We start from the raw sequence: 26,814 nt of genomic DNA, 5'->3' as shown, positions 1-26,814 counted from the left end.
GGTAACAGGTGTAGGTGACTGGTACTAATAGGCCGAGGACTTACCAACAAAGAAGCTACGCGTCCACTGTGCAGTATCTGAAACAACACACAGATACAGGAAGACGGGAATCGAACCCTCGCAAGGGGATCGTGACCTGGCTCTCTGTGTGACAGTTTCATAGAGTTACGGCGGCTATAGCGGTGGGGAAACGCCCGGTCCCATTCCGAACCCGGAAGCTAAGGCCACCTGCGCCGATGGTACTGCACTCGACAGGGTGTGGGAGAGTAGGACACCGCCGGAACATCATTCGCGAAGGCCCCCAGCTTATTAGCTGGGGGCCTTTGGCGTTTCTTTGAGAAGATCCTTGGGTGAGTTGGGATCTTGAAGAGCTCGTAGTCAGCCGTACATTGCGACTGCCCGATATCGAGGGGCCTGGCGGGGACGGCGTGGTCGCCACGAGGCAATTCGATGCGATATTGATGTCCGTGGGGTTCAAGCTCTCCGGGGAGCTCGTCGCGAGACTGTCGGGATCGGCCGCGGGGGCGGTGATCGATCTGGCGGTGCGGGTGTTGCCGATCGTGCGCCGGATGGCCGGCGCCCATGTCGAGCACAATGTGTATTTCAAGGACTTTCCGGCGAATGTGCCTGACACCGTGGAGTTCTGGACCGACCGCCTGCTGGCCGCGCTCGGCGATGAGTCGGCGGCTGCGGCGGTGTCCGAGGGTTTGGCGCAAGGGGTGTCGAACCTGCTCGCTCTTCCCGAATACGGGAGGTATCAGCACGGCTATGCCGACATGGTCGCGGCTCATGATGAGTTGATCGAGTCCGTGCGGGATCGGGTGACTGTCCTGCACCTTGGGGGGTCAATCGAGGACGAGGTGTCCGCGCTCTACCTGTCCTTGGCCGGACGGGCTACGCCGCTCGGTGAGGAAGATCTGCCGATTCTTCGGGAGTTGGCGCTCCGCTGTGCGTCCGGCCCGCAACCGGAGTCGATTCCGGTGCGTGAGCACCGGGCGATCATCAACGAGGTTCGGCTCGCGGCGGGCGAGAAGCTGTTGGCCGACACCGTCACCGATGTGCTGCGCTTGGCGTGCCTGCTGTCGGACGGCGATGTGTCGCTGTCGACTCCCACGCGGTTCCGTTCGCTATCGCGGCGTTCGCGCCGTGGTCTGCTGGCGGCATTGGATGCGGTGATCGCGGATCAGCCGGCCAAACTGGGCGATGTGGTCGCGCGGCGGGAGGCGTGGAAGCGCCTGGGTGAGCGCCTGCATCCGCACGAGTTCCCGCAGTGGGAGCATGCCGCAACGGTTTTCGAGGTCGCGCGGGGTGAGCGGCGCGCCCGGTCGTTCGGGTCGCGGTTCGAGGCGTTGTTGGCGGTCGATGATGTTGTGGGTGCCGCACGGCTGTTGCGGGCGGCGCCCGGGTTGTTGTTCCGCTGTCTCGATCGCCTGTTGCGCATGGCCACAACGGATGCCGAGCGGGAAGCGGTGCTGGCCGCGGTCGAATCGACGATCGGTCTGGTGTCGGCCCGCGTGATCCTTTCCGTCCGTGAGCATGTGGACAACCGCGACGGTGTCGCGCAGCGGGTGTTCACGAACCGTCTGGGCCGCGGCCGGGTACAGCCGGATGGCCGGGCACCGATCGACGCGAATATCCTCGATCGCTTGCGCGTACTGCTGGACGTAGAACTGAAGCGCCGCCTGCCCGCCCCGGCCCGGCTGGTGATCGATCCGGACGCCGTCGATATCGCGCTCCCTCTGGGCGGCAAGGCGATCAGCGGTGGCCTGGGTGTGCTGCCGCGCGGTTCGGTGTCGCCGGTGTACGGCGAGCGACTCCGATTCTTCGTCTACTGGCGAGAACGGAACGCGGGCACCGATTTCGACCTTTCCGCGCTACTGCTCGATGAGGATTACGAGCTGGATGGCCGGCTGTCCTACACCAATCTGACCGACGTGGGTGGCGTGCACTCCGGCGACATCACCTCGGCCCCCGAGGGCGCGTCGGAGTTCATCGAGCTGGATCTGGACAAGGTGGTCGCGCACGCGATCGTGCCGCAGGTGAATGTCTACTCCGGGGAGGGCTTCGACGAGGTAGCCGAGTCGTTCTTCGGCTTCATGCTCCGGGATGGTGACCAGCGGGGCCTGCCCTACGAGCCGCGCACCGTGCGCATGAAGTCGGATCTGCGCGGTGCGGGGCGCGTCGCGTTGCCGCTGGTCTTCTTCCGGGCGCCGTCCGGGGAGTGGCGGGTGAAGTGGCTGCACCTGAATCTACGAGGTGCGCCGGCGTTCAATGCCGTGGAGAACAACCAGGTTTCGGCGTCGGCGCTCGCGCGCGCTGTGATCGATCGCAGATACCTGACCCTCGCGTACCTCGCGCGACTCATGGCCGAGGAGGTAACCCTGTGGGACGGGCGGTCTTTCGACGAGCCGGTCATGTTCATCGGCCTGACGCGCCCGGAGGGCTTGCCGGAGGGGTCGCGGGTGTTCACGCCGGAGAATCTGAGCGACCTGATCCCGGCGTGACTGCTACCGTGATGTCCGGCGAGGCCATGGGGGAGCTTCCTTCTAATCGAATTCAGCTCTTCCGCTTTCCTTGCCGCCCGAGGCCCCCGGCTGATCGCCGGGGGCCTCGGCATTTCGCCACCCGGACACCGACGAGAGCAGTGCTCTTGACTTGGATCGCACGATAGATGATCATTGTTCAAAATAGAGAGCACTGATCTCGGAGTAGCTATGATCGCCACCGTCTGGTCCATCCTCAACTTCACCCTCGCCTTCGTCTTCGAGCTGGTTGCCGTTGGTGCACTGGCCTATTGGGGTGTGCGGACCGGCCGCAGCCGTGTCGCGAAGATCCTGCGGGGGGCCGGCATGGCTGTTGCGGCCATGGTGCTGTGGGGGTTGTTCGCGGCTCCGGAGGCGAGCTTCTCGATTCCGGTGGCCGCGGTGGCCACCAAGGTTCTGGTCTTCGGTAGTGCGGCTGCCGCGCTCTGGCAGCTGGGGTATCGGAGGCTCGCGGTCGCCTTCCCGCTGCTCGTGGTCGCGAACCTGGCGGCGATCCACCTCGGGCATCTGTCGATGTGAAATTCACGCGACACCGCGGGTATCGCCCGGATACGGTCGCACCATGATTTCTTTGCCGGCTCGGTGCCGGCTGCGCGGCCGTATCGAGTAGCCCGGGAGTGTCGTCTCCGTCCGGGGGAATCGCGCTGTTCTGTTCCTGATCAGCACGAAGGACGGATGACCGTGCGTACCAATGTTTCTCGGCAAGACCTGGCTGTCGTTCGCAATCTGGGGATTCTCGCGCATGTGGATGCGGGGAAGACCACGGTGACCGAGCGGATGCTCTTCCTCACCGGTATCACCCACAAGCGCGGCGAGGTGCACGACGGCACCACCGTGACCGATTTCGATCCGCAGGAACGGGATCGGGGCATCACGATCTTCGCGGCCGCCGTGAGTTGCGAGTGGGCCGGGCACCGGTTCACCGTCATCGATACCCCCGGGCACGTCGACTTCTCCGATGAGGTCGAGCGCTCGCTGCGGGTATTGGATGGCGCCGTAGCGGTTTTCGACGCCGTCGCGGGGGTGGAGCCGCAAAGCGAGTCGGTGTGGCGGCGGGCGGATCGCTACGGGGTGCCGCGGATCGCGTTCGTCAACAAGATGGATCGCGCCGGGGCGGACCTGGCGGCCGCGGTGGCCTCGATTCGCGCACGGCTGCATCCGGTTCCGCTGCTCGTTCAGCTGCCGGTGTTCGCCGGTGCGGATTTCGCCGGTGTGGTGGATCTTGTTCGCCTGCGTGAACTCAGGTGGGAGAACGGGTTCGCGGAGGGGCCGATCCCGGCTGATCTGGCGGACCCGGTGGCCCAGGCCCGCCGGGAGCTGGAAGAGGCGGTGGCGGAGCGGAGTACGGCGGCGCTCGAGGAGTTCGTCGAGCACTCCGCGCTGTCCGCGGACACCCTGACCGCCGCGCTGCGGGAGCTCACGCTCTTCGGTGAGGTGGTGCCGGTGCTGTGCGGCGCGGCCTATCGCGATATCGGTATCGAGCCCCTGCTCGACGCCGTGGCCGCGTACCTGCCGTCGCCACTGGACCGGCCCGCGGTCGGGAGTGGCGACGGCGCCCGCGCGGCGGATCCGGCGGAACCGTTGGCGGCCCTGGCGTTCAAGGTGCATGCCACGCCGACGGGTCGGCTCACGTTCGTCCGCGTGTACTCCGGTGTGCTCCGCAAGGGTGACGTCGTGCTGGACGCGGGCGCGGGTCGTCGCGAGCGGATCGCCCGCATTCTGCGGGTGCAGGCGGACCGGCACGCGGAGGTGGAGGTCGCGCAGGCCGGCGACATCGTCGCGCTGGTCGGCCCGAAGGCCATGCGGGTCGGTGCGACCCTGTGCGCGCCCGAGGCCCCCGTGCTGCTGGAACCCCCGGCTCCGACCGAGCCGGTGGTGTCGGTGGCGGTGGAGGTGAAGTCCGGTGCGGACCTCGAGAAGCTGGCGGTGGCGCTGGCCCGGCTCGCCGAGGAGGACCCGTCGCTCACGGTGCGGACCGATCCGGAGACCGGGCAGACGCTGCTGGCCGGACTGGGCGAGCTGCATCTGGAGGTCGCGGTGGAGAAGCTGCGCCGGGACCGCGGGCTGGCGGTGACGGTCGGGCGGCCGCAGGTGGCGTACCGGGAGACCGTGGTGCGCGGCGTGCGGGGCTTCACCTACCGGCACGCCAAGCAGGACGGCGGTTCCGGACAGTGGGCGCACATCGTGTTCGATGTGCGGCCGCTCAACGAATCCGAGCCCGGGGCCACGGGATTCGAGTTCGAGTCCACGGTGGTGGGCGGCCGGGTGCCGGCCGAGTTCGTGCGCGCGGTCGAGGCCGGGTGCCGGGACGCGCTGGCCGAGGGCCCGCTGGCCGGTCATCCGGTCACCGGTGTCCGGGTCACGCTGACCGACGGTGCGACGCACTCGAAGGATTCGTCGGAGCTGGCCTTCCGGACCGCAGGCCGCCTGGGGCTGCGGGAAGCCTTGCGCGCCAGTGTGATGGCCGTGCTGGAGCCGCTGGCGGAGCTGACCGTCACCGTGCCGGAGGACGGTGTCGGCGGGGTGCTCGGTGACCTGGCGGCCCGGCGTGGCCGGGTCACGGGTTCGGTCGCGCGGACCGGCACGGTGGTCGTGACGGCCACGGTCCCGCTGGCCGAGTTGTTCGGCTACGCAACGCGTTTGCGTAGTCGCACGCAGGGCCGGGGCACGTTCACGACGCGCCCGCTGGGCTACGCCCTCGCGCCGTAGCGGCGGGTGACCGGGGCTCGGTGACGGCGGCATTTCGATGCCGTTCGTCGCCGGGCCCCGTGTCATGGGTGGCAGTCGGTCACGCCCGAGGGGTTGATTGTTGTCGCGACAACAGTTACTGTTGTCGCAACAACAGAGTTTCCCGATAGGAGACGACGATGATGTACTCGTTCACCGAAGAGGCCGTGATCACCGGCGATCTGGACCGCATCTGGGCGGTCGCCACCGATGTCGACCGCTGGCCGGAATGGGACCCGCACGAGGAGAAGTCCCGGATCGACGGCGAGTTCGCGGCCGGCACCAAGGGGTGGGTGAAGCCGAAGGGGGCCCCGGCCGGGCCGTTCACTATCGTGGCCGTGGAGCCGGGACAGTCGTGGACCAGTGAGGCGGGCATCCCGTTCGGGAAGCTGCGCGGTCACCGCACCTACGAGCCGCTCGGCGACGGCACGGTCCGGGTGGCCGAGCACGTCGAGGTGCACGGGCCGATGGGCCCGCTGTTCAAGCTGATCTGGGAGAAGGGCATGCGCGCGGATATGCCGCTGACCTTCGCCGCATTGGAACAGGAGGCACGACGGCGTGGCTGAACCACGGGGACCGCTGATGAGTCCGGGCTTCTGGCTGCACCACGCCGCCCTGGAGTGGCGGGCGACGCTGGAACGCAATCTGCGCGCGCTCGGGCTCACCCCCACCCAGTTCAACCTGCTGGCCTCGGCCGGCTGGCTGAGCCGGGCGGGGGAGCTGCCGACGCAGCAGCAGGTGGCCGACATGTCGGGCGCGGATCGGATGATGGCGTCCAAGGTGATTCGCGGCCTCGAGGAGCGCGGCCTGCTGGCGCGGCGCGCCGACCCGGCCGACGCTCGGGTGCTGCGCATCGAACTCACCGCCGAGGGCCGGGAATTGGCGAGCCGGGGCGTGCGGATCGCCGTCGACACCGACGAGCAGCTCTTCGGCGCGGACGGTGACCTGCTGCGCGAGCACCTGAAACCGATTGCCGCGCACCGGCTGCCGAACTGACGCCGCCGCTCTTGGCTGGCGCCCACCAGGGCAGATCACGGGAGCGCGGCATCGAACCGCAGAGTGCTGCCGCGGCGCTGGCGGACCTCGAGCACGAGTTCGGCGATCCTTCTCCGCGCGCCGAAGCCATCCGTGCGGGCCGTCTATATGGCTGCCCTCGGGCGGTCAGCCCTTGACCAGGATGGCCCGGGTGTAGAGCAGCGCGAAGCCTTGGCGCTGGACGTTCTGCTGGGATTTGGAGCCGGGCTGGGTGGTGACCACCGCGATGTCGCAGCCGGCCGCGGCCGCCTCGGCGAGGCGGGCCGACAGCAGCGACGATTGCACGCCGTGCCGCCGATGCGCGGGATGGGTTGCCGCGCCGGTGAGTTGGGCGACGCCGCCGGACATGCGCAGGCTCGCGCCGCCCGCCACGTCGCCGTCGCGCCGGGCGAGATACCGATGGACGCCCGCCGCGCCGGTCAGGTCGCGCATGGCGCGGGCGATGATGTCGGCCGGGAATTCCTCATGGGAGGCGACGCCCTGGGTGTCGGGGTGGGCGAAGCCGTCCGCGACCACGGTGAGCCAGATGTCGAATTCGTCTTCGCCGCTGGGCGTCACCTCGACACCCGGCGCGACGTCCGCCGCGCGGGGAGCGCCCAGTTCGCGGCCGAGCACGTTCTCGAACGACACCAGCCGGTACCCGCGGCCGGTGAGCAGTTCCCCGATGCCGGGATCGCCGAGCTGGGAGACCTCGGCCTGCACGGGCGTCTTGCGAGCCGCGAACAGCCGCTCGATCTCGTCGAGTTCGGCCTCGTCGGGAATCCCCGCGAAGCCGAGTCCGGCGATCTTGTTCAGCGGTGACCCGTCCTCGGCGAAGGACGCGACCCCGCCCGCGAGGGGGATCACGAAGCCGGTGTCCGGTTCGAGCCGGGCCGCGGCGGCCGCGCTGCCCTTGGCCATCAGCTCGGTTTCCACCCGCTCGACGCGGGCGGCCAGCTCGCTCCCGCAGAACAGCGTTCCCTCATCGCTCGGCATGGGTCGAGCCTAGGTCGCGAATCGGTGGCCGCGCCTCTGATTTTCGCTGTGCCGCCCGCCGCGGTGGGCGGTTGCCGGGGTCACATCGTGGCGGTCGAGGCGCGGGATGGGGACGGGCGGGCCGTAGGGTCGGGGCGTGGCTGTTGATGATTCGAGCGGTTCCGCCGGTGGTCTGGTGGTCGGGTTCGACCTGGATATGACGCTGATCGATTCGCGGCCGGGAATCGCCGCGGTGTGGGACGCGGTGGCCACCAGGACCGGGGTGGCGATCGATTCGGAGCTGGTGGTGTCGCGGCTGGGTCCGCCGCTGGCGCACGAGGCGGCGCAGTGGTTCCCGGAGGACGAGGTGCCGGGCGTGGTGGCCATGTACCGGGAGATGTATCCGGAGCTGGCGGTGCACGCGTCGGACCATCTGCCCGGTGTGGTGGACGCGCTGGCGGCGGTGCACGAGGCCGGGGGCCGGGTGCTCGTGATCACCGCGAAGAACGGGCCGCACGCGCAATTGCATCTGGACCATCTGGGGCTGGCGGTCGACGAACTGGTCGGTGGCGCCTGGGCGGAGGAGAAGGGGGAGGTGCTGCTCCAGCGCGGCGCCTCGATCTATGTGGGTGACCATCTCGGTGACGTGCGCGCGGCCAAGGTGGCGGACGCGACCTCGGTGGCGGTGACCACCGGACCGTATGCGGCCGAGGAGTTGTCGGCGGCCGGCGCGGATGTGGTGCTGCGCGACTTGACCGAGTTCCCGGCCTGGCTGACCGCGCATCTGGCGTAGGCGCTAGCGGCGGCCTCGGCGGGGGCCGATGCGGCCGCAGGGCGATTCGCGGGGGTGACAGGGGATTTCCCGGCGGGGGGCGACGCTCCTGCGGGGGCAATTCGCGGGGATGACACGGGATTTCCCGGCGGTGGGGCCGGGTGGCGTTTGGCATCAGGGTGATTCGAACGGTGTCGGCCGCCGGTTGTCACGGCTACCTTTCTGGACACGGTCACGAGTATCAGCGTTTTTCGAGCCCCGGCTCGCTGATCGGCAACCCTCGCGTGGGCGGTGGGGTGCCCCGGGTGACGACCAGGCGATGTCCGCCCGGGCATCGCAAGCGCCAGACCGCGCCCTTCGCGTCGCGGTCGTGTCCCCATGCCCGGCCGCGTGCCGGTGCGCGAATGTAGAGGTAGCAATGAGCAGGATCTGGTCCCGGTCGCGTGTTCTCCGGGTCGCGGTGGGTGTCGGTGCGGCGGCTCTGGTCGTGGGATCGGCGACGGCCTGCGGCGGCCGCGACTCGTCCGGAAGTGGTTCGGACACGGTGTATTTCGGAGTGTCCGGTCCGAAGACGGGCGGCTCGGCCGAGTACGGCCGGCTCTGGCAGCAGGGGTTCGACCTGGCGCTGGACGAGATCAACGCCGCAGGCGGGATCGACGGCAAGAAGGTCGCGCTGAAGTGGGAGGATTCGCAGTCGGATCCGAAACAGACGGTGCCGATCGCCACCAAGTTCGTCGGCGACCAGTCGATCATCGCCGAGCTGGGCGACTTCTCCTCGCCCGCCTCCATCGCCGCCTCGCCGGTGTACAACCGCGGCAAGCTGGTGCAGTACGGATTCACCAACTCCTCGGTGGATTTCACCAAGGGCGGCGACTATTCGTGGAGCCCGTCGATCACCTTGGACGTGTTCCAGGAACGCAATGCCGAATGGGTGAAGTCCAAGGCCAAGAAGGTTTCGGTGGTGTATCTCGAAACCGACTGGGGTAAGCAGGCTTTCAAGTTCTTCGAGCAGTTCGCCAAGGAGAAGGGCATCGAGATCGCCTACTCCTCGCCGATTCTGCCGGACTCGCAGGACTTCCGGCCGGTGCTGATCAAGGGCCGCGACGCCAACCCGGACGCCTTCGTCCACCTGGGTTACGGGCCGGACGGCGCGCTGGTGGTCAAGCAGCTGCGTGACGTCGGGTTCAGCGGCCAGTTCTTCGGTGGCCAGAACACCCCGCAGTTCATCGATCTGGCGGGCACCGCGGCCGAGGGCGACATCGTGAACGGCGTGTTCACCCCGTCGGATCCGAGCCCGAAGATCCAGAGCTTCGTCACCAAGTTCAAGGCCAAGTTCAACACCGACCCGGGCGACTTCAATGTCTACGCCTACGACGCCCTCAACGTGCTGGTGAAGGCCGCCAAGGCCGGCGGGGCGACCCGCGAGGGCGTGCTGAAGGGCCTGCGTGAGGTCAAGGACTTCGATGGCATCGGTCTGGGTACCTTCGCCTTCGATCAGCAGACCCGCCGCCCGAGCGGTGTGAAGCCGATCGAACTGGTGCTGCAGAACGGCAAATTCGTGCCGGTCGGAAGCAAGAAGTAGATGTTCGACACGCTCATCGCGGGTCTGGTCCACGGCAATGCGTACGCGCTGATCGCCGTGGGCATCACCCTGATCTTCGGGGTCAGCAATGTCATCAACTTCGCGCACGGTGCGATCTTCGCGTTCGGTTCGGTGCTGGGCTGGTGGCTGATCGCCCAGCACGGGGTGCCGTGGTGGGCGGCGCTGATCGTGGTGGTGGCGGTGACGGCGCTGGTCGGCGTGGCCATCGATGTGCTGGCGGTGCGGCCGCTGCGCCGCGCCCCGGCCATCGCCGCGCTGCTGGCGACGGTGGCGGTGGGGCTGATCATCGAGAACGTGGTCGCCCTGGTGTTCGGTCCGGATACCCGGCCATTCCCACAGGTGCTGTCCACCAACAATTTTCAGGTGGGCGGGGTGCGGTTCGGCACTTCGGACGTGGTCATGTTCGCCATCACTCTCATCGTGATGGCGGGGCTGTGGGCGTTCCTGCGGTTCAGTCGCCACGGCCTGGCCATTCGCGCCACCGCGCAGGATCCGGACGCTGCCGCGCAGATGGGTATCGGGGTCGGCCGGGTGCAGTCGCTGGCCTTCGCCATCGCCTCCGGGCTGGGTGGCCTGGCGGGCATCTTCGTCGGCCTCTACAACTCGAACATCTCACCGACCAGCGGCGGCATCGTCGGCATGACGGGGTTCGTGGCGGCCACCATCGGCGGGCTGGGCTCGATTCCAGGCGCGGTCGTCGGCGGATTCGTGCTCGGCCTGGTGGAGGCGTTCGGCATCTATTGGTTCGGTGACGGCTATCGGGATCTGATCACCTTCGGCCTGCTGGTGATCTTCCTGGTGCTGCGGCCGGGCGGCCTGCTGGCCCGGCCGCCCGCCATCGAATCCGAGCCGATGACCGGTACCTTCCTCAGCTCCGGCCGGGAACTGCGGGTGCGCTGGTGGCATGCGCTGATCGCGCTCGCCATTGCGGGCGTGGCGATTCCGCTCGTCGCGGACGACTACGGCATCTCGGTGGGCACCCAGATCCTGGCCTACGCCATCATCGCGGTCTCGATGACGCTGGTGGCCGGGTCGGCCGGGCAGCTGGCCATTGGGCAGGCGGGGCCGATCGCCATCGGTGCGTACACCTCGGCGGTGCTGACGGTGTCGCACGGCTGGGCCTTCCTGCCGGCCATCGTGGCCGCGGGGATCGTCGCTGCGGTGGCATCCTCGGTGCTGGCCGCGCCGCTGTGGCGGCTGGGCGGTCACTATGTGGCCATCGCGACGCTGGGCATCGGCATCGTGACGGTGGCGATCATTCGCAACTGGGAGTCGGTGACCCGCGGCAGCTACGGCATCTTCGGGATCCCCGCGCCCAGCCTGTTCGGCTACGAATTCACCACGCACACCCAGGTTTTCCGGCTTGAGCTGGCAGTGCTGGCCGTCGTGGTGGCGGTCATCGTCGGCGTGCAGCGGTCCCGCCTCGGCACCGCCATCCGGGCCATCGGGGCCGACGAGGTGGCGGCGCGCTCGGCGGGTGTGCCGGTGCGCGACTACAAGGCGCTGGCCTTCGCGGTGGCGGCGTTCTTCTCCGGCATCGGCGGTGCGCTGCTCGCGCACCAGTACTCCTACATCGATCCGACGGTGTTCAACCTGCCGATGTCGCTGCTGGTGGTGACCATCCTGGTGCTGGGCGGCACGGCGTCGCCGTACGGCGCGGTGCTGGGCGCGGCGGTGCTGATCGGGGTGCCGGAGGTGCTGCGGCTCGCGCCGTCGTGGCGAATCGTGTTGTACGGCTTGGTGTTGCTGCTGGTGGTGCGGTTCCGGCCGCAGGGAATTCTGGTGAGGAGGGATCGTGTCGTCGGAAAAGAACAGAGCTCTGGAAACAAGCCCAGCCCGGTCGGTGCCTGACTCCGCCGAGGCGGTGCTCACCGTCACCGGCCTACGGCGCGCCTTCGGTGGCGTGCAGGCCGTGGACGGGGTCGAATTCTCGATCGCGCCCGGCGAATTCGTCTCGATCATCGGGCCCAACGGGTCCGGCAAGTCGACGACGGTCAACCTGATCTCGGGCGTGCTGAGGCCGGACGCCGGGGAAGTTCTGGTTCGTGGCAGGCGGATTCGTCCGGGTGGCCCGGAGGCGGGCGCCGCGGCGGGCATCGCGCGCACCTTCCAGAACGGCCGGGTGTTCGGCAATATGACCGTCCGCGAGAATATCGACGTCGGTCTCCAGCCGACCTTGCACGCCACCCGCCCGCTGCGCGCGCTGGCCGGTATTCCGGTGCTCAAATGGATTTCGCTGCTGGCCGAGCTGGGGGTGGCCCTGGTGCCGACTCCGGCGGCGCGCGCCGAACGACGCGCGTCGGCGGCCCGCATCGACGCCCAGCTGGCACGTTTCGAGGAACGGTTGGTCCCGCGCGCCGACCACCCCACCTACACCCTGTCCTACGCCAATCGCCGCCGCACCGAGATCGCTCGGGCGCTCGCGTCCGTGCCCGATCTGCTGTTGCTGGATGAACCGGCCGCGGGCATGAACCAGACCGAGACCGCGGAAATCGGCAGGCAGCTGGCCGAATTGAAGGCGCAGGGCCAGACCGTGCTGCTGGTCGAACACAAGATGGACCTGGTCCACGACCTCTCCGACCGGGTGCTGGTGCTGGACGAGGGCCGGATCATCGCGTCGGGCACGCCCGACGAGGTGCTCTCCGATCCCCGCGTCATCGAGGCGTACCTGGGCCGCAGCCGGGCCGGGGGAAAGGTGGCCGTCGATGTCTGAGTTCGACGAGAACGCCACGCCGATCCTGGAATTCGATCGCGTGGTGGTGCATTACGGGGCGTCTCGGGCCCTCGACGAGGTGTCGCTGACGGTGCGCCCCGGTGAGATCGTGTCCCTGCTCGGCGGGAACGCCTCCGGCAAGTCGACCACCATGAAAACCGCTCTCGGACTGTTGCATCCGAGTTCCGGCGCGGTCCGGATCGACGGCGTCGACGTGAGCGGCACCTCCGCGGCCACCCGGATCCGGGCCGGGCTGGCCTCGGTGCCGGAGGCGCGGCGCGTGTTCCCGGCCATGACCGTCGAGGAGAACCTCTTCGTCGGCGGCTACATCCGCAAGGAGCGGCGCGCGGTGCTGGCCGCGCGGGCCGCCGAGCTGTTCGAGCATTTCCCGCGACTGGCCGAGCGCCGGCTGCAACGGGCAGGGACCCTGTCCGGCGGGGAGCAGCAGATGCTGGCCTTCGCCCGCGCGCTCATGAGCAAACCCCGGCTGATCTGCATGGACGAGCCGACAATGGGACTGTCGCCGTTGTTCGTGGATCGGGTGCTGTCGGAGATCGCCCGGCTCAATCGGGAACTGGGCCTGGCCATCCTGATCGTGGAACAGCAGGCGGAGCTGGCCCTGAGCATCGCGCACACCGCCAATGTGCTGCGCACGGGGCGGATCGTGCTGCACGGCCCGGCCGCGGACCTGGTCGGCGATCCGGCCGTCCGCGATGCCTACCTAGGAAAGGTGACGACATGACCGCGCGACGCCTGGGCTTCTTCACCCGCCTGGTCCGCACCGACCCGGCCGAGGCCGCGGCCGGCGTGTACCGGCAGGCCCTGGACCAGATCGAACTGGCCGAACGGCTCGGCTACGACACCGCCTGGGTGGCGCAGCACCACCTGGATCCGGCGGAGGGCGGGCTGCCGTCGCCGTTCGTGTTCCTGGCGCACGTGGCCGCCCGGTTCCCGCGGATCCGGGTCGGGACCGCCATCGTGACGCTGGCGCTGGAGGACCCGATCCGGGTCGCCGAGGACGCGGCGGTGCTGGACGAACTGTCCGGCGGGCGGCTGGAACTCGGCTTCGGCGCGGGCGGGTCCCGGCACGCCTTCGAACTGTTCGAGGCGGCCGATCTCGACCGGCAGCGGCTGTACGCGGACAAACTCGCCAAGGTCACCGCCGCGTTGGCGGGAACGCCGTTGATCGGGGATCGGGGGCTGAATCCGCCCGCGCCCGGACTGCGGGACCGGCTGTGGCAGGCCACCTTCTCGGCCGCAGGCGCGGCGCGCGCCGGCCGCGCGGGTGACGGACTGCTGCTGTCGAAGGCGCAGCCGCGGGATCCGGCCGCGCCCGCGGCCACCCTGTGGGAGATCCAGCAGCCACTGGTCGACGCCTATCTCGACGCGCTGCCGCCGGGCGTGGAACCGCGAATCGGCGCGTCCCGGGGCGTTTTCGTGGCCGACGACCACGCCGAGGCCCGGGCCCTGGCCGAGCGCGGCGCGGCCCGGTTCCTCGATCAGCTGGGTCGCAACGGCGGGCCGGAGGTGGCCGATTCGGTCGCCGAGGTGCTGCGCGACATCTACTTCGGCACGCCCGACGAGGTGGTGGAGCAGCTCGCCGCCGACGTGGCGCTGCGGCACTCCACCGATTTCATCGTGCAGGTCCACCCGGTCGACCCGGGCCACGCCGCCACCCTGCGCTCCATCGAACTCATCGCCACCAAGGTTGCCCCGCAACTGGGTTGGCGACCCGACGAAAGGACTTCCTCGTGACCGAAGCGACCGCCGCCGTCGAGGTGGCGCCACTCGCCCCGGCCGAACCCGAGGCGGACCGGTCCGCCGATGTCATCGATGCCGTACTCGGCCCACGCGCGGACGCGGTCCGGGCGCTGCGGGCGACACGCCCGGCGGTGATCGCGCATACGCAGGGGGTGTACGAGGCGTTGCTGAACGGTCCGGCGGCCGCGACCGTCGGGCGGGACCGGCTGATCGCGGCGGCGGTGGCGGTGGCGGAGCTGGCGGGCGCGCCCGAGCTGGGGGCGCATTACGCCGGACTGGGAACGGCTCCGGCCGAGGGGGATCCGGTGCTGGCCGCCATTCTCCGGCACGCCGCGCGGGTCACGACCGCGCCCGCCGCCATCACCCGCGCGGATATCGATGCCCTGGGCGCGGCCGGGCTGTCCGAGCGCGACATCGTCACGGTGGCGCAGCTCATCGGATTCGTGCACTTCCAGGTCCGGCTGCTGGCCGGCCTCACACTGATCGGAGCGGACCATGAGTGAGCGGGGCGTGAGCGAGGTGCGCAGCGTCGAAAACGGACGCCTCCCAACGGGATTCACCCAGGACCAGCTGGACTGGGTGCCGTGGGTGGAACCCATCCTGCTGGCCGATGCCGATGAGTTGCAGAAACCCCTGCTGGAGGGCGATCGCGGGATCGGGCCGTACTTCCGGCTACTCGCGCGCAACCCGGAGGTGCTGGCGCATCGCAGTGGCAACGACAAAGAGATCTTCTACGGTCGAGGTGGATTGACCCGCGCGGAGCGCGAACTCGCGGCGACCGTTACCTCCCGGCACAACGGGTGCGAGTACTGCGCCTCCGTTCATTCACGTTTCACATCTGCGTTGTCCAAGCGGCCCGGGGATGTTCAGCGGTTGCTGGACGAAGGCAACGAAGTGCGGATCGACGAAAGGTGGGACGCGGTCATCGATTTCGTGGACGCCCTCGCCGCGAACCCGCCCCGAGCCACCACCGGCCACCTGAACCGCTTGCGGCAGTTGGGTTTCGATGCCGCGGAGCTGCAGGATCTGGTGTTGTCGGCGGCTTCGTTCTCGTGGGCCAACCGCCTGATGCTCACCCTCGGGGAGCCTGAGGTGCCCGCGTAATCCATTGCTCTGTCGAGGTGGTTCCAGAAAGTTCATCCGCAATCTTCCCTCCTGGGGTATCGGCTCGGTATCGTCGCGAGGGCAAACAGTCAGTGACAACACTGGCAATCGTTCGGATCGGAGCACCACCATGGCGAACTTCCTTTCGGATGTTCTTTCTCAGACCCTGTTCAAGCTGCTGGCTACCGGTTCGGCGAGCCTTTCGGCCAAGTAGCCACGCGAGCGCCATCTTTCGGCAACTGAACGGGTGTCGGAGTGATGCGGAAGGGCCCTCCCCCGGTTTCGGGGATCGGGCCCTTTTTCGTGTCCGGATTATCCGGCTACGGCAGGGGGTACTCCGCCCCTGCGCCGGGCTCCGGTGCTGGTCCGGCGGCGCGTCGCGAGCGGCGCTCAAATAAAACCTAAAAAGTTCCTCGAAAAGTATTCCGTCCAGTTCGCCTGCTCTGTATCGTGATGAACGGCAAACGATCAGTGACTTTCGGGTCAATGCGACATCGGCCCGCGAGTCTCTCCCCCCGGACCCGCGTACCGAACTCGGGACGGTTCCCCTGCCTATACCCACCGTCCCGGGTGCGTCGCATGGCCCAACATTGCTGAGCCAACTTTCGGCTAACGCGCGGTAAGTCGAAGGTTCAAACGAAGGGCCCGATCCATGACGAGGGGATCGGGCCCTTCGGTATTGTCTGGCGCAATGTCACAGGAAACGAACGCGGGAAGAATGTACGCCGGGCAGCCCGTAGAAGACCGGCAGCGGCAGCGTCGTGCGCGTTTTCTGGAGTCCGGGCTCACGGTGTTCGCGCGCGATGGATACGCCAATAGTTCCGTCGGAGCCATCTGCAAGGACGCCGGACTCTCCTCCAGACAGTTCTACGAGGAGTTCACCGGTCGCGAATCGCTGTTGCTCGAGCTCTACGAGCATATCGATCGCGAGTCGCGGGAAGCCGTGGCGGCCACCATCGCCGAGCACTCCGACGCCAGCGCCATCGACATCATCGACGCGGCGGTCCGCGCCTACATCGAGTCCATCGGACGCGATCCGCGCAAGGCCAGGGTCGCCCTCGTCGAGGTCGTCGGCGCGGGCCCCAAGGTGGAGAAGTTCCGCCTGGAGCTGCGCCGCGCCTGGGGCGCACTGCTGGCCAGCGCCGCCGAGGACGCGGCCCTGCACGGCGAGATCCCGCCCGGCGACTACGAAATGCGCGTGCTCGCCATCATCGGCGCGGTGAACTACGTGGTCGACGCCTGGAGCGGCTCGGATCCGCGCCAGCCGCTCGACGACGTCATCCAGGTGCTGCGCCGCATCATCATGGGCGCGGTCAGCGCCTGACCCGAAAACCAACCTTCCGACGCTCTTTCGCGCCCGTCCGCCTCGCGGACGGGCGCGAACTTTACGGGTAGCGTGCCGATCATGGAGGCTGCGCCGAACACGGGGACCGGGCCGAACCGGGGGACCGGGCCGAACATGGAGACGGTGCCGATCCAGCTGCCCGACGGGACCACGATCCCGGTGCGGCTGATTCCGGCGAAGGGCTCGCACCGGCATCCGATCACCGCCGACACGCCGCGGCCGGTGGTGGTGATCGCCCCCGGCCTCGGCGTGCCGGGGGAGTACTACTCGCTGTTCGGAATGCCGTTGGCGGCCCGGGGTTTCGATGTGGCGCTGCTGGAGATCCGCGGCAACGGCGGCGGACCCGGGATCGGACCGTCCCGCTACGGCTATCAGGACCTGGTGGCGGTGGACTTCCCGGCCATGTTCGAGGCGGTGCGCCTGCGCTTCCCCGACAGCACCCCGTACCTGCTCGGCCACAGCATGGGCGGTCAGCTGGGCGCCATGTACGCGTCCCGGATCCGGGGGCGGCTGGGCGGGCTCATCCTCATCGCGTCCGGCACCCCGCATTTCCGCGGGTACTCCGGGCTGGCCGCGGTCGGCAGCGCGGCGCTGTCGCTGACCACCAATCTGGCCGGGTTCTGGCCGGGCGACACGGTCACGGCGGGCGGCTTCGGGCGGCAGTCCAAGGCGCTCATCGCCGATTGGGCGCGACTGGCCCGCACCGGCAGGTTCGAACCCGCCGGAGCCGATATCGACTACGAGGAGCGGATCGGGCGGCTGAAACTGCCGGTCCTGTCGATCACCATGACCGGTGATGAGCTGACCCCGCGCGGAGCTGCCCGGCAACTGCTGGCGAAAATGCCGCAGGCCGAAATCACCACCTGGCACAACCCGGCCCCGCTCGGGCACAACGGCTGGATCAGCGATCCCGATTCCACCATCGACTATGTCGAAAAATGGCTGCGGGACCGCTGATTCGTCAGCGGATCGGGGGCGCTCAGAGCCTTCGCGAGCGCGGCGCGGTCATCTTCTCGGGGCTGAGCAGGTCGTCGAGCTCGGCCTTGGTCATGGCTCCGCGCTCGAGCACCAGGTCGTAGACGCTGCCGCCGGACTCGAGCGCCTCCTTGGCGATGGCCGCCGACTGCTCGTAGCCCAGCGTCGGCACCAGCGCGGTCACCAGTCCGATGCTGTGCGCCACCAGATCCCGGCAGTGCTCCCGGTTGGCGGTGATGCCGGTGATGCAGCGGCTGGTCAGGGTGACCGCGGCATTGCGCAGCATCATGGTGCCCATCATGAGGTCGTGGGCCATGATCGGCTCGGCCATATTGAGTTCCAGCTGGCTGGCCTCGGCGGCCATGGTGACGGTCATGTCGTAGCCGATGAGCTGGAAACAGACCTGGCTGACCACCTCCGGGATGACCGGATTGACCTTGCCCGGCATGATCGACGAACCCGGTTGCATGGCGGGCAGATTGATCTCGCCCAGGCCCGCGCGCGGACCGCTGGACAGCAGCCGCAGGTCGTTGCAGATCTTGGACAGCTGCACCGCGGCCCGTTTGAGGGTGGCCGACACCGCCACGAAATCGCCGGAGTCCTGGGTGGCCTCGACCAGGTTCTCGGCCTGCACGATGGGCAATCCGGTTATTTCCGCGAGCTTGACGGTGACCAGGTCCGCGTAGCCGGGCGGGCTGGTGATGCCGGTGCCGATGGCGGTCGCGCCCATGTTCACCGCGAGCAGGTCCCCGCCGATGCGCTGCAGATGGTTGACGGCCTCGCCGATCATGACCGCGTACGCGCCGAATTCCTGTCCCAGGGTCATCGGGACCGCGTCCTGCAGCTGCGTGCGGCCCATCTTGATCACATCGGAGAATTCGACGGCCTTGGCGCGCAGCGCGTTCTGTAGTTCGCCCAGCGCCGCGGAGGCGTCCTGCAGGGACAGGTAGACGCCCAGTTTCACCGAGGTGGGGTAGACGTCATTGGTGGACTGCGAGCGGTTCACGTCGTCGTTGGGGTGCAGGTATCGGTATTCGCCCTTGCGGTGGCCCATGAGCTCCAGGCCGCGGTTGGCGATCACCTCGTTGGCGTTCATGTTGGTGGAGGTGCCCGCGCCGCCCTGCACCATGTCGACGATGAAGTTCTCGCGCAGATGGCCGGTGAGCAGTTCGTCGCAGGCCGCGACGATGGCGTCGGCCTTGGGCTGGGCGAGTGCGCCGAGTTCCGCGTTGGCCAGGGCGGCGGCCTTTTTCACGTGGGCCAGGGCATTGACCAGGTGCCCGAACTTGCGCAGCTTGATGCCGGAGATCTGGAAGTTCTCGACCGCGCGCAGGGTCTGCACGCCGTAGTACGCCTCGGCCGGCAGTTCCCGGGTGCCGAGCGAATCGTGTTCGGTGCGAATGCCGCCCAGCGGCTGCTGGGCCGCGATGGCGGCCGACAGCTGGGCGGAGACCACCCGCATGCGGTGCGCGACCAGCTGGGCGACCCGGGAGACCATGCGGTAGTGGCGATCCGGGTGCAGGACGGCCAGTTCCCGCAGGGTCGCCCGGGGCACGGTGAGCACGACCGCGCCGGTGACGCTGCGCCCGGTGGCGGTATGGGGCGTGTCGTCGACCAGCGCGATCTCCGAGATCAGGCTGCCGGGGCCGAGCAGGGCGAGCTCGATCACGTGGCCGGTGAGGCCGGAGGTGATCCGGATCTCGCCCGCCACCACGATGCCCGCCCACTCGCGCGGCATGGATTCGTGGAACAGCACCGCCCCGGCCGGGTATTCGCGCCGCTCGGCGGTGGCGGCGAAGGCGCGGATGTCCTCCGGATCGAGTCCGGTGGCCGCGGCGGTGCTACTGATCAGCTCGTCCAGTTCGGCCACGTCGACTCCTCGCTCGGTGAAAACCCCACATCGGCAACCGAGTCCGATCTTTCCGAAACGGGCGGATCTTTCAAGCGCGACGCGGCCGTTCACCGTCCATCAGTTGCTGCAGGAAGAACTCGTAGACCAACGCGGCCTGGAACGCGGACTGCTTGTTGTCCGCGGCGCCGCCGTGACCGCCCTCGATGTTCTCGTAATACCAGACCTCGTGGCCCTCGGATGCCAAGCGCGCGGCCATCTTCCGGGCGTGGCCGGGGTGCACGCGATCATCGCGGGTGGAGGTGGCGAGCAGGATCGGCGGATAGGTCTGCTCGGCGCTGGTGTTCTGGTAGGGCGAGTACTCGGAGATGTACGCCCACTCCTCGGGCTTGTCCGGGTCGCCGTACTCGGCCATCCAGGACGCGCCCGCCAGCAGCAGGTGGTAGCGCTTCATGTCCAGCAGCGGCACCTGGCACACGATGGCCCCGAACAGCTCCGGGTAGCGGGTCAGCATGACGCCCATGAGCAGGCCGCCGTTGCTGCCGCCCACCGCGCCCAGCTGGTCGTGGGTGGTGATGCCGCGCGCCACCAGGTCGCGGGCGATGGCGGCGAAATCCTCGTAGGCCTTGTGCCGGTTGGCCTTCAGCACCGAGGTGTGCCATTCGGGGCCGTATTCGCCGCCGCCGCGGATATTGGTCATGACGTAGGTGCCGCCGCGTTCCAGCCAGCCCATGCCGACCGCGCCGCTGTAGGCCGGGCGGCGCGACACCTCGAAGCCGCCGTAGCCGGACATGACGGTCGGTCCGGGGGTGCCCCGCAGATCACGGTGGCGGATCACGAAATACGGGATCTCGGTGCCGTCGTCGGAACGCGCGAAGAACTGCTCGGTCTCCATGCCGTCGGCGTCGAAGAACGCGGGCTCCTGCTTCAGCACCTCCACCGAGCCGCCGACCGAACTCGACATGAGCGTGGCCGGGCTGGTGAAACTGCTGGTGGAGAGCATGAATTCGTCGCCGCCCTCGAGCCGGTCGAGGTTCATCACGCTGGTGGTGGACATGGCCGGGGCGTCGGCCAGCGGCGCGCGGGTCCAGCCGTCCGGACCGGGGGTGAGCACGTGCAGTTCGGTCTGCACGTCGTGCAGGGTGGCCAGTAGCAGGTGGTTCTCGGTCCAGCTGTAGCCGTGCAGGGCGGTGTGCGGGTCGGGGGTGAAGAGCACCTCGAAATCGCGTGCGCCGGAGAGGAATTCCTCGAAGTCGGCGGCCAGCAGCGCACCCGCCGGATAGGTCGAGCCGTTCACCTCCCACGGGGTCTTTGGCCGCACCAGCAGCCACTCCTTGTTCCAGGAGACGTCGGCGTCGGTGGGAGCCTCGATGAGCCGCAAGGTGTCATCGGATTCGAGCAGGTAGACCTCTTCGTTGAAGAAGTCGGTGGCGCGGCTCACGTAGTGCCGTTCGTAGCCGGGGGTGCGGTCGTAGCCCGCCGAGACGGCCACGTCGGTGGACAGGCCCTCGTACACGAATTCGGCCTCGGCCAAGGGGGTTCCGCGCCGCCAGCGCTTCACCACCCGGGGATAGCCGGAGTCGGTGAGGGAACCGGGGCCGAAGTCCGTGCCCACGTAGATGGTGTCGTGATCGATCCAGGCGTAGTCGGACTTGGCCTCGGGGAGGTGGTAGCCGCCGTCCGCCGGGTCGATGAAAGTCTTTGCCTCGATATCGAATTCGCGGATCACCTTGGCGTCCGCGCCGCCGCGCGACAGGCTGATCAGCGCGCGCCGCTGCTCCGGGCGCTTCACCGCCGCGCCGCCCCATACCCAGTTCTCGCCCTCGGCCGCGGCCAGCGCGTCCAGGTCGATGAGGATCTCCCAGTCCGGCTCGGTCTTGGCGTATTCGGCGAAGGTGGTGCGCCGCCACAGGCCCTTGGGGTGCTCACGATCGCGCCAGTAGTTGTAGAGCCACGGGCCGCGCCGGCTCGGATAGGCGATGCGGGTGTCGGTATCGAGCATGGCGAGCACACGCGCCTCGAGTTCGCCGAAACGCTCGGTCGAGGCGAAACGCTCCTTCGACACCACGTTCCGTTCCTCGGCCCACGCCAATGCGCGGTCGCTCTCGACTTCTTCGAGCCACAGGTAGGGGTCCGTCACACCCTCTCCAACACCGGTCATGCCCTCATTGTTGCCCAGGGGCGCGTTCGCCGGTCGCGAACGTGTTGCCCGGCACGGTGGCAAGGTCGGCCGGGCGCGGGTGGCGCCGACCGCTCCGTCCGGTCAGTAGGATTGCCGGGTGTCGCATGAGCCCCGGCTGTGGGAACAGCACTGCTGCCTGCCATTACTGCCGACCGCTGACGTCACCGAGCTGATTCGGTACCCGCTGGGCTCGTATCTCTCGGTGAACATCGGGTATTCGCCGCAGACCACCCGCGACTCGCTGGAACTGGTCACCCAGCTGCGGCGGGATGCCTTGACCGACGGCCGTTTCCGGCTGGTGCACGACATCGAGGACGCCTGGCCGAGCACACCGACCGCGGAGACCGAGTCCACCATCGCGCTGGCCTTCGACCTCGAGGACGCCGGGCCGCTGGACGGCGACCTCGACAATGTCGAGCTGTTCCACGAACTGGGCCTGCGCTCGCTGCTGCCCACCTACAACCACGCCAATGCCGCCGGCTGCGGCTGCCTCGACACCGAGGACACCGGGCTCACCGCCTACGGACGCGACCTGATCCGCACCCTCAACGAGGTGGGCGTGTTCGCCGACGGGTCGCACTGCTCGCGCCGCACCGGCCTCGACATCGCGGAGGCCACCAGCGTCCCGATGATCTACAGCCACTCGAATTTCGCGGCGCTGTGGGAGCATCCCCGCAATATCGCCGACGAGCAGGCCAAGGCGTGCGCGGCCACCGGCGGGGTGATCGGTGTCAACGGGGTCGGCATCTTCCTGGGCCGCAACGAGCCCGCCGACCGGGCCGGGCGGGTGGAGGCCATGGCCGACCACATCGCCTACGGGGCGGAACTGGTCGGTATCGAGCACGTCGGGGTGGGCTCGGACTACTCCTTCGACGCCGACGATTTCAATCGGGAGCTGGCCGAGAATCCGGAGAGCTATTCCGAGGAGTACCTCCGCTACGGCCAATTGCAGTGGACGCCACCGGAAGATCTGCTCGGCACGTCGGGGGTGCGCGGCCTGGACGCGGCGCTCGCCGACCGCGGCTTCTCCGTGGCGGACCGGGCGGCCGTCTTCGGCGGCAACTTCGCGCGCGTCGCCCGGCAGGTGTGGTGCGGCTGATTCCGCCTGCATAGCGAACTGATCGGTCGTTTCCATGGTGTGGGAGTGACCGCTCTCACGTGGTCCCGGTCTCACCCGGGCGGGGGATGGCTGAGTGAGCACCCGGCAACAGGTCTAGTCTCGAAGCCGTGACTTCCCACTACGATGTCGTCGTTCTCGGCGCTGGTCCCGGCGGTTACGTCGCCGCGATTCGTGCCGCTCAACTCGGCCTGCGAACAGCGATCGTCGAGCAGAAATACTGGGGTGGCGTGTGCCTGAACGTGGGCTGCATTCCGTCCAAGGCACTGCTGCGCAACGCGGAGCTGGCTCATATCTTCACCAAGGAAGCGAAGACCTTCGGTATCTCGGGTAACGCGACCTTCGACTTCGGCGCGGCGTTCGACCGCAGCCGCAAGGTCGCGGACGGCCGGGTCAAGGGCGTCCACTTCCTGATGAAGAAGAACAAGATCGACGAGTTCGACGGGACGGGCACGTTCACCGGTCCGAAGTCGCTCTCGGTCGCGCTGACCAAGGGCGGCACCGAGGAGATCACGTACGACAACGTGATCATCGCGACCGGTACCGAGACCAAGCTGCTGCCGGGCACCTCGCTGTCGGCCAACGTGGTCACCTACGAGGAGCAGATCCTCACCCGCGACCTGCCGGGCTCCATCCTCATCGTGGGTGCGGGCGCCATCGGCATGGAGTTCGGCTACGTCCTCAAGAACTATGGCGTGGACGTGCGCATCGTCGAGTTCCTGGACCGCGCCCTGCCGAACGAGGACGCCGACGTCTCCAAGGAGATCACCAAGGCGTACAAGAAGCTCGGCATCACCATCACCACCGGTGCGGCCGTGCAGTCCATGGAAGACGACGGCTCCAAGGTCACCGTCGCCATCAAGGACAACAAGACCGGCGCCATCGAGACCGTCACCGTCGACAAGGTGCTGCAGGCCGTCGGCTTCGCGCCGCGTGTGCAGGGCTACGGCCTGGAGAACACCGGCGTCGCGCTCACCGACCGCGGCGCCATCGCCATCGACGACTACATGCGCACCAACGTCCCCGGCATCTACGCCATCGGTGACGTCACCGCCAAGCTGCAGCTCGCGCACGTCGCCGAGGCTATGGGCGTGGTCGCGGCCGAGACCATCGCGGGCGCGGAGACCCAGGCGCTGGGCGACTACCGCATGATGCCGCGCGCCACCTTCTGCCAGCCGCAGGTCGCCTCTTTCGGCCTCACCGAGCAGCAGGCCAAGGACGAGGGCTACGACGTCAAGGTCGCCACCTTCCCGTTCACCGCGAACGGCAAGGCGCACGGCCTCGGCGACGCGCAGGGCTTCGTCAAGCTGATCTCCGACGCCAAGTACGGGGAACTGCTCGGCGGCCACCTGATCGGCCCGGACGTCTCCGAGCTGCTCCCCGAGCTGACCCTGGCCCAGAAGTGGGACCTCACGGTCAACGAGGTCGCCCGCAACGTCCACACCCACCCGACCCTGTCGGAAGCCATTCAGGAAGCGATCCACGGCCTCGCCGGCCACATGATCAACTTCTGACTCCGAAGGGTCTCAGGGGCTTCGCCCCGATCCCCTGCGAGATTTCGGCCTGGTGTCAGCGTAAAGCGCTGGCACCAGGCCGTTTTCGTCGATGTGGTCAGTCCGCCAGGTGCAGGCGGCGGTGCAGGGCGTAGACGCGGTCGGTGAGTTCCGGGAAGGGGCCCGAGACCGGGATGGACGGGGCCACTTCCTGGATGGCGAGGGGACGGATCGGGCCCGCGGGGACGCCGAACTCGGTGAGCCACTCGGTGAGCTGGGCGGTGGAGGCGGCGTAGACGATCGGGCCCAGGCCGACCCAGGCGTGGGCGGCCGAGCACATGGCGCAGTGTTCGCCGGAGGTGTAGACGGTGGCGGTGGCGCGCTGCTCGGGGGTGAGGTGGTCGGCGGCCCAGCGGGCCAGTTCGAATTCGGGGTGGCGGGTGGCGTCGCCGCCGGAGACCCGGTTGCGGTCCTCGGCCAGGACCTGGCCGTCCGCGTCGACCAGCAGGGACCCGAACGGCTCATCGCCCGCGTCGAGGGCCTCGGCGGCCAGTTCCACGCAGCGTTCCAGGTAGTGCAGATCGGTGTCGGCGGACATGCGGCTCCTTACGGGCGGTGGTAGGCGGACTGGGCCGCTTCGATGGTCGCGATATTGGACTCGAGGATGTCGATGAGGCCGACGAGCTGGTCGGCGACCCGCGCGCCCAGGTCGGTGAGGGTGTACTCGACCACCGGCGGGATGGACTGCTGGACTTCGCGATTGACCATGCCGTCGCGTTCCAGGGTCTGCAGGGTCTGGGAGAGCATGCGCTCGGAGATGCCGTCGACCCGGCGGCGCAGTGCCGAGAAGCGGTAGGGGCCCTCGCGCAGGGCGGCCAGGGCGAGCACGCCCCAGCGGCTGGCGACGTCCTGCAGGACCGGGCGGGAGGCGCAGTTGCGGGCGAAGACGTCGGCTTCCAGGGTCGGGTCGTCCGCGAAGGACTGGTCGGAAGGCCGGGCGTTCATGAGATTCAGGTTACCTGTCATTCGGGTAGCGGTTCAGGAATAGCATGTGCTTACTATTAGTTAGTACATGTCGAGCGTGCAGTTCATTCCATCCAACCTGGAGGTAGTCATGACCGTCGCAGTCACCGGAGCCAGTGGTCAGCTGGGTCGCCTGGTCGTCGAGGCGCTGCTGAAGGACGGGTCGCAGCCCGTCGTCGCCGTGGTCCGCGATCCCGCCAAGGTGGCCGACCTGGCCGAGCGCGGCGTCGAGGTGCGGGTCGCGAGCTTCGACGATCCGGCGGCGCTGGAACGCGCCTTCCAGGGCGTCGACCGCGTGCTGCTGGTCTCCGGCAACGAGTTCGGCAAGCGTGTCGCCCAGCACACCAATGTGGTGCGCGCCGCCGAGGCCGCGGGCGTGAAACTGCTGGCCTACACCAGCATTCCGCAGGCCGACCGCAATCCGCTGATCCTCGCCCAGGAGCACATCGGCACCGAGGCGGTGCTGGCCGGGGCGAGCATCCCGACCACCCTGCTGCGCAACGGCTGGTACTGGGAGAACTACGCCGGTGGTCTGGGCCACGCCGTCGCGAGCGGCGTGCTGCACGGCGCGGCCGGGGACGGCAAGGTATCCGGCGCGGCGCGGGCCGACTACGCCGAGGCGGCCGCCCGGGTGCTCACCACCGACGGGCACGAGGGCAAGGTCTACGAGCTCGGCGGCGACGAGACCCTCTCGTACGCCGAACTGGCGCAGGTGATCTCGGAGGTCTCCGGCAAGCCGGTCCGTTACGAGAATCTGCCGCGGCAGGATTACGCGGCCGCGCTGCAGGGCGCGGGCCTGGACGCCGGATACGCGGCGGTGCTGGCCGACGCCGACGCCGGGATCGCGGGCGGCATCCTGGCCGTCGACTCCGGCGACCTGCAGCGGCTGCTGGGCCGCCCGACCACCCCGGTGGCCGAGGTGTTCCGGGCGGCCCTGAACTGATCGAGGGATCGGGCTGAACCGATCGGGCGGACGGGCGGGCTCAGTACCAGTTGTGGGCCTGCCAGAACGCCCACGCGTTGTTCGGGCTGCCGTAGCGTTCGACCATGTAGCGATAGGCCCAGCGCAATTGGGTGAGCGGGTTGAACATCCAGTCCGGGCCCTCGCTGAACATCTTGTGCGCGGGGAGGGCCTGGGGCAGCCCGTACGCGCCCGAGGTCGGGTTGATCGCGAACACCTGCCAGTCGCTCTCGCGGGTGATGATGTGGTTGAACGAATCCCACTGGTCGAACGGGACCATGAAGCGGGACATGGTCTGCAGGGCGGGCTTCGAAAAACGCTGGGCCGAGCCGACCAGTTGCAGCAGCGAGGCCGGATCGATGGGAAGCGCGACCGGGACGCCGGTGGCGGAGACGGGGTTGGCGATCTCGGTGCGGGCGTCGGCGTGCGTGACGCCGACCGTCAAGGGCGCGATGGCCGCCGTCAGCAGTCCGAGTACCGCTACTCGGATCGGGTGCCGGCGGGCGGTGTTCTCGTGGGAAGCGGGCAACGCCTGGTCCTTCCGTGTCGTTCACGAAAAAACAGACCCCATGTGTCTTCCAATCAGAAACCGACCGTACGCCCTTGGACTTCGGTGACGGGGTGAGCGACACGCGGGGATCTGCCTGATCAGCCTTG

The 26,814-nt window shown here is 68.5% G+C and carries 24 protein-coding genes, 1 rRNA gene, 1 pseudogene and 1 riboswitch; of the genes and pseudogenes, 19 read left to right on the top strand and 7 right to left on the bottom strand.

Features of this window, described 5'->3' with window-relative positions; translation table 11 throughout:
• Positions 1 to 166 precede the first annotated feature (166 nt).
• The 6 genes from rrf to ABZ412_RS18245 all read left to right on the top strand — a co-directional run bounded on the left by rrf (position 167) and on the right by ABZ412_RS18245 (position 6,266).
• Positions 167 to 283 (top strand): 5S ribosomal RNA (gene rrf / locus ABZ412_RS18270).
• Between the two features lie 184 nt (positions 284 to 467).
• Positions 468 to 2,504, top strand: a complete 2,037-nt coding sequence (locus tag ABZ412_RS18265; RefSeq protein ID WP_357282028.1) for a TerD family protein — start codon at positions 468 to 470, stop codon at positions 2,502 to 2,504.
• A 210-nt stretch (positions 2,505 to 2,714) separates the two neighbouring features.
• Positions 2,715 to 3,062: a YrdB family protein gene (locus ABZ412_RS18260; RefSeq protein WP_357282027.1), complete on the top strand. Its 348-nt coding sequence runs from the start codon at positions 2,715 to 2,717 to the stop codon at positions 3,060 to 3,062.
• 162 nt (positions 3,063 to 3,224) lie between these two features.
• Positions 3,225 to 5,252, top strand: a complete 2,028-nt coding sequence (gene fusA, locus ABZ412_RS18255) for an elongation factor G (RefSeq protein ID WP_357282025.1) — start codon at positions 3,225 to 3,227, stop codon at positions 5,250 to 5,252.
• A 158-nt stretch (positions 5,253 to 5,410) separates the two neighbouring features.
• Positions 5,411 to 5,836, top strand: coding sequence for an SRPBCC family protein (locus ABZ412_RS18250; RefSeq protein WP_357282024.1), 426 nt, complete (start codon positions 5,411 to 5,413; stop codon positions 5,834 to 5,836).
• Entirely contained in the window at positions 5,829 to 6,266 is a 438-nt protein-coding gene (locus tag ABZ412_RS18245; RefSeq protein WP_213558334.1) for a MarR family transcriptional regulator, read from the top strand. Before ABZ412_RS18250 ends, ABZ412_RS18245 begins: the two co-directional genes overlap by 8 nt.
• 165 nt (positions 6,267 to 6,431) lie before the next feature.
• On the opposite strand, the gene ABZ412_RS18240 is transcribed toward ABZ412_RS18245, so the two are convergent.
• Positions 6,432 to 7,259, bottom strand: coding sequence for a GNAT family N-acetyltransferase (locus tag ABZ412_RS18240; RefSeq protein ID WP_357282054.1), 828 nt, complete (start codon positions 7,257 to 7,259; stop codon positions 6,432 to 6,434).
• A 157-nt stretch (positions 7,260 to 7,416) separates the two neighbouring features.
• Here ABZ412_RS18240 and ABZ412_RS18235 point away from each other — a divergent pair, with 157 nt between their 5' ends.
• From ABZ412_RS18235 to ABZ412_RS18190, 10 genes are all read left to right on the top strand, one after another.
• Positions 7,417 to 8,052: an HAD family hydrolase gene (locus ABZ412_RS18235; protein WP_357282023.1), complete on the top strand. Its 636-nt coding sequence runs from the start codon at positions 7,417 to 7,419 to the stop codon at positions 8,050 to 8,052.
• Between the two features lie 209 nt (positions 8,053 to 8,261).
• A riboswitch (SAM riboswitch) is annotated at positions 8,262 to 8,380 on the top strand.
• Positions 8,381 to 8,449: 69 nt separating this feature from the next.
• Positions 8,450 to 9,613 carry an ABC transporter substrate-binding protein gene (locus tag ABZ412_RS18230; RefSeq protein ID WP_357282022.1) on the top strand — a complete coding sequence of 388 codons (1,164 nt, stop codon included), beginning with the start codon at positions 8,450 to 8,452 and terminating at the stop codon, positions 9,611 to 9,613.
• Positions 9,614 to 11,485: an ABC transporter permease gene (locus tag ABZ412_RS18225; protein ID WP_357282020.1), complete on the top strand. Its 1,872-nt coding sequence runs from the start codon at positions 9,614 to 9,616 to the stop codon at positions 11,483 to 11,485.
• Positions 11,478 to 12,347: an ABC transporter ATP-binding protein gene (locus ABZ412_RS18220; protein WP_357282019.1), complete on the top strand. Its 870-nt coding sequence runs from the start codon at positions 11,478 to 11,480 to the stop codon at positions 12,345 to 12,347. Before ABZ412_RS18225 ends, ABZ412_RS18220 begins: the two co-directional genes overlap by 8 nt.
• Positions 12,340 to 13,089: an ABC transporter ATP-binding protein gene (locus ABZ412_RS18215; protein WP_357282017.1), complete on the top strand. Its 750-nt coding sequence runs from the start codon at positions 12,340 to 12,342 to the stop codon at positions 13,087 to 13,089. Before ABZ412_RS18220 ends, ABZ412_RS18215 begins: the two co-directional genes overlap by 8 nt.
• Positions 13,086 to 14,102, top strand: a complete 1,017-nt coding sequence (locus ABZ412_RS18210; RefSeq protein ID WP_357282015.1) for a putative FMN-dependent luciferase-like monooxygenase — start codon at positions 13,086 to 13,088, stop codon at positions 14,100 to 14,102. Before ABZ412_RS18215 ends, ABZ412_RS18210 begins: the two co-directional genes overlap by 4 nt.
• Positions 14,099 to 14,611: a hypothetical protein gene (locus ABZ412_RS18205; protein ID WP_357282014.1), complete on the top strand. Its 513-nt coding sequence runs from the start codon at positions 14,099 to 14,101 to the stop codon at positions 14,609 to 14,611. Before ABZ412_RS18210 ends, ABZ412_RS18205 begins: the two co-directional genes overlap by 4 nt.
• Positions 14,604 to 15,212: a peroxidase-related enzyme gene (locus ABZ412_RS18200; RefSeq protein ID WP_357282013.1), complete on the top strand. Its 609-nt coding sequence runs from the start codon at positions 14,604 to 14,606 to the stop codon at positions 15,210 to 15,212. Before ABZ412_RS18205 ends, ABZ412_RS18200 begins: the two co-directional genes overlap by 8 nt.
• 691 nt (positions 15,213 to 15,903) lie before the next feature.
• Positions 15,904 to 16,536, top strand: a complete 633-nt coding sequence (locus tag ABZ412_RS18195) for a TetR/AcrR family transcriptional regulator (RefSeq protein ID WP_357090781.1) — start codon at positions 15,904 to 15,906, stop codon at positions 16,534 to 16,536.
• 135 nt (positions 16,537 to 16,671) lie between these two features.
• Entirely contained in the window at positions 16,672 to 17,514 is an 843-nt protein-coding gene (locus ABZ412_RS18190) for an alpha/beta fold hydrolase (RefSeq protein ID WP_357282053.1), read from the top strand.
• 22 nt (positions 17,515 to 17,536) lie between these two features.
• On the opposite strand, the gene aspA is transcribed toward ABZ412_RS18190, so the two are convergent.
• The 3 genes and pseudogenes from aspA to ABZ412_RS18175 all read right to left on the bottom strand — a co-directional run bounded on the left by aspA (position 17,537) and on the right by ABZ412_RS18175 (position 21,542).
• Entirely contained in the window at positions 17,537 to 18,994 is a 1,458-nt protein-coding gene (aspA, locus tag ABZ412_RS18185) for an aspartate ammonia-lyase (protein ID WP_357282051.1), read from the bottom strand.
• Positions 18,995 to 19,072: 78 nt separating this feature from the next.
• Positions 19,073 to 19,402: pseudogene (locus ABZ412_RS18180) on the bottom strand (cyclic nucleotide-binding domain-containing protein); the annotation flags it as partial.
• Positions 19,403 to 19,472: 70 nt separating this feature from the next.
• Positions 19,473 to 21,542 carry a prolyl oligopeptidase family serine peptidase gene (locus tag ABZ412_RS18175; RefSeq protein WP_357282011.1) on the bottom strand — a complete coding sequence of 690 codons (2,070 nt, stop codon included), beginning with the start codon at positions 21,540 to 21,542 and terminating at the stop codon, positions 19,473 to 19,475.
• Positions 21,543 to 21,660: 118 nt separating this feature from the next.
• Between ABZ412_RS18175 and ABZ412_RS18170 the strand changes: the two genes are divergently transcribed.
• The gene (locus tag ABZ412_RS18170; RefSeq protein ID WP_357282010.1) at positions 21,661 to 22,662 is read left to right on the top strand and encodes a membrane dipeptidase; all 1,002 of its coding nucleotides are present in this window, start codon (positions 21,661 to 21,663) and stop codon (positions 22,660 to 22,662) included.
• Positions 22,663 to 22,790: 128 nt separating this feature from the next.
• Complete coding sequence (gene lpdA, locus ABZ412_RS18165; RefSeq protein ID WP_357282008.1) at positions 22,791 to 24,194, top strand: dihydrolipoyl dehydrogenase; 1,404 nt, start codon at positions 22,791 to 22,793, stop codon at positions 24,192 to 24,194.
• A gap of 97 nt (positions 24,195 to 24,291) precedes the next feature.
• Here lpdA and ABZ412_RS18160 read toward each other — a convergent pair whose 3' ends face one another.
• Together ABZ412_RS18160 and ABZ412_RS18155 are read right to left on the bottom strand one after the other, a co-directional pair.
• On the bottom strand, positions 24,292 to 24,771 hold the full coding sequence (locus tag ABZ412_RS18160; RefSeq protein ID WP_357282007.1) for a nucleoside deaminase: 480 nt from the start codon (positions 24,769 to 24,771) through the stop codon (positions 24,292 to 24,294).
• An 8-nt stretch (positions 24,772 to 24,779) separates the two neighbouring features.
• On the bottom strand, positions 24,780 to 25,178 hold the full coding sequence (locus ABZ412_RS18155) for a helix-turn-helix domain-containing protein (RefSeq protein ID WP_357282005.1): 399 nt from the start codon (positions 25,176 to 25,178) through the stop codon (positions 24,780 to 24,782).
• Positions 25,179 to 25,287: 109 nt separating this feature from the next.
• Here ABZ412_RS18155 and ABZ412_RS18150 point away from each other — a divergent pair, with 109 nt between their 5' ends.
• Complete coding sequence (locus ABZ412_RS18150; protein WP_357282004.1) at positions 25,288 to 26,139, top strand: SDR family oxidoreductase; 852 nt, start codon at positions 25,288 to 25,290, stop codon at positions 26,137 to 26,139.
• A gap of 40 nt (positions 26,140 to 26,179) precedes the next feature.
• Here ABZ412_RS18150 and ABZ412_RS18145 read toward each other — a convergent pair whose 3' ends face one another.
• A complete protein-coding gene (locus ABZ412_RS18145) occupies positions 26,180 to 26,686 on the bottom strand; it encodes a transglycosylase SLT domain-containing protein (RefSeq protein WP_357282002.1) in 507 nt (168 codons plus the stop codon).
• Positions 26,687 to 26,814: the final 128 nt, after the last annotated feature.

It is taken from the genome of Nocardia sp. NPDC005746 (genome assembly GCF_040630785.1).
In the GTDB taxonomy this organism is placed as follows: domain Bacteria; phylum Actinomycetota; class Actinomycetes; order Mycobacteriales; family Mycobacteriaceae; genus Nocardia.
This window is presented reverse-complemented; position numbering and strand designations above follow the sequence as displayed.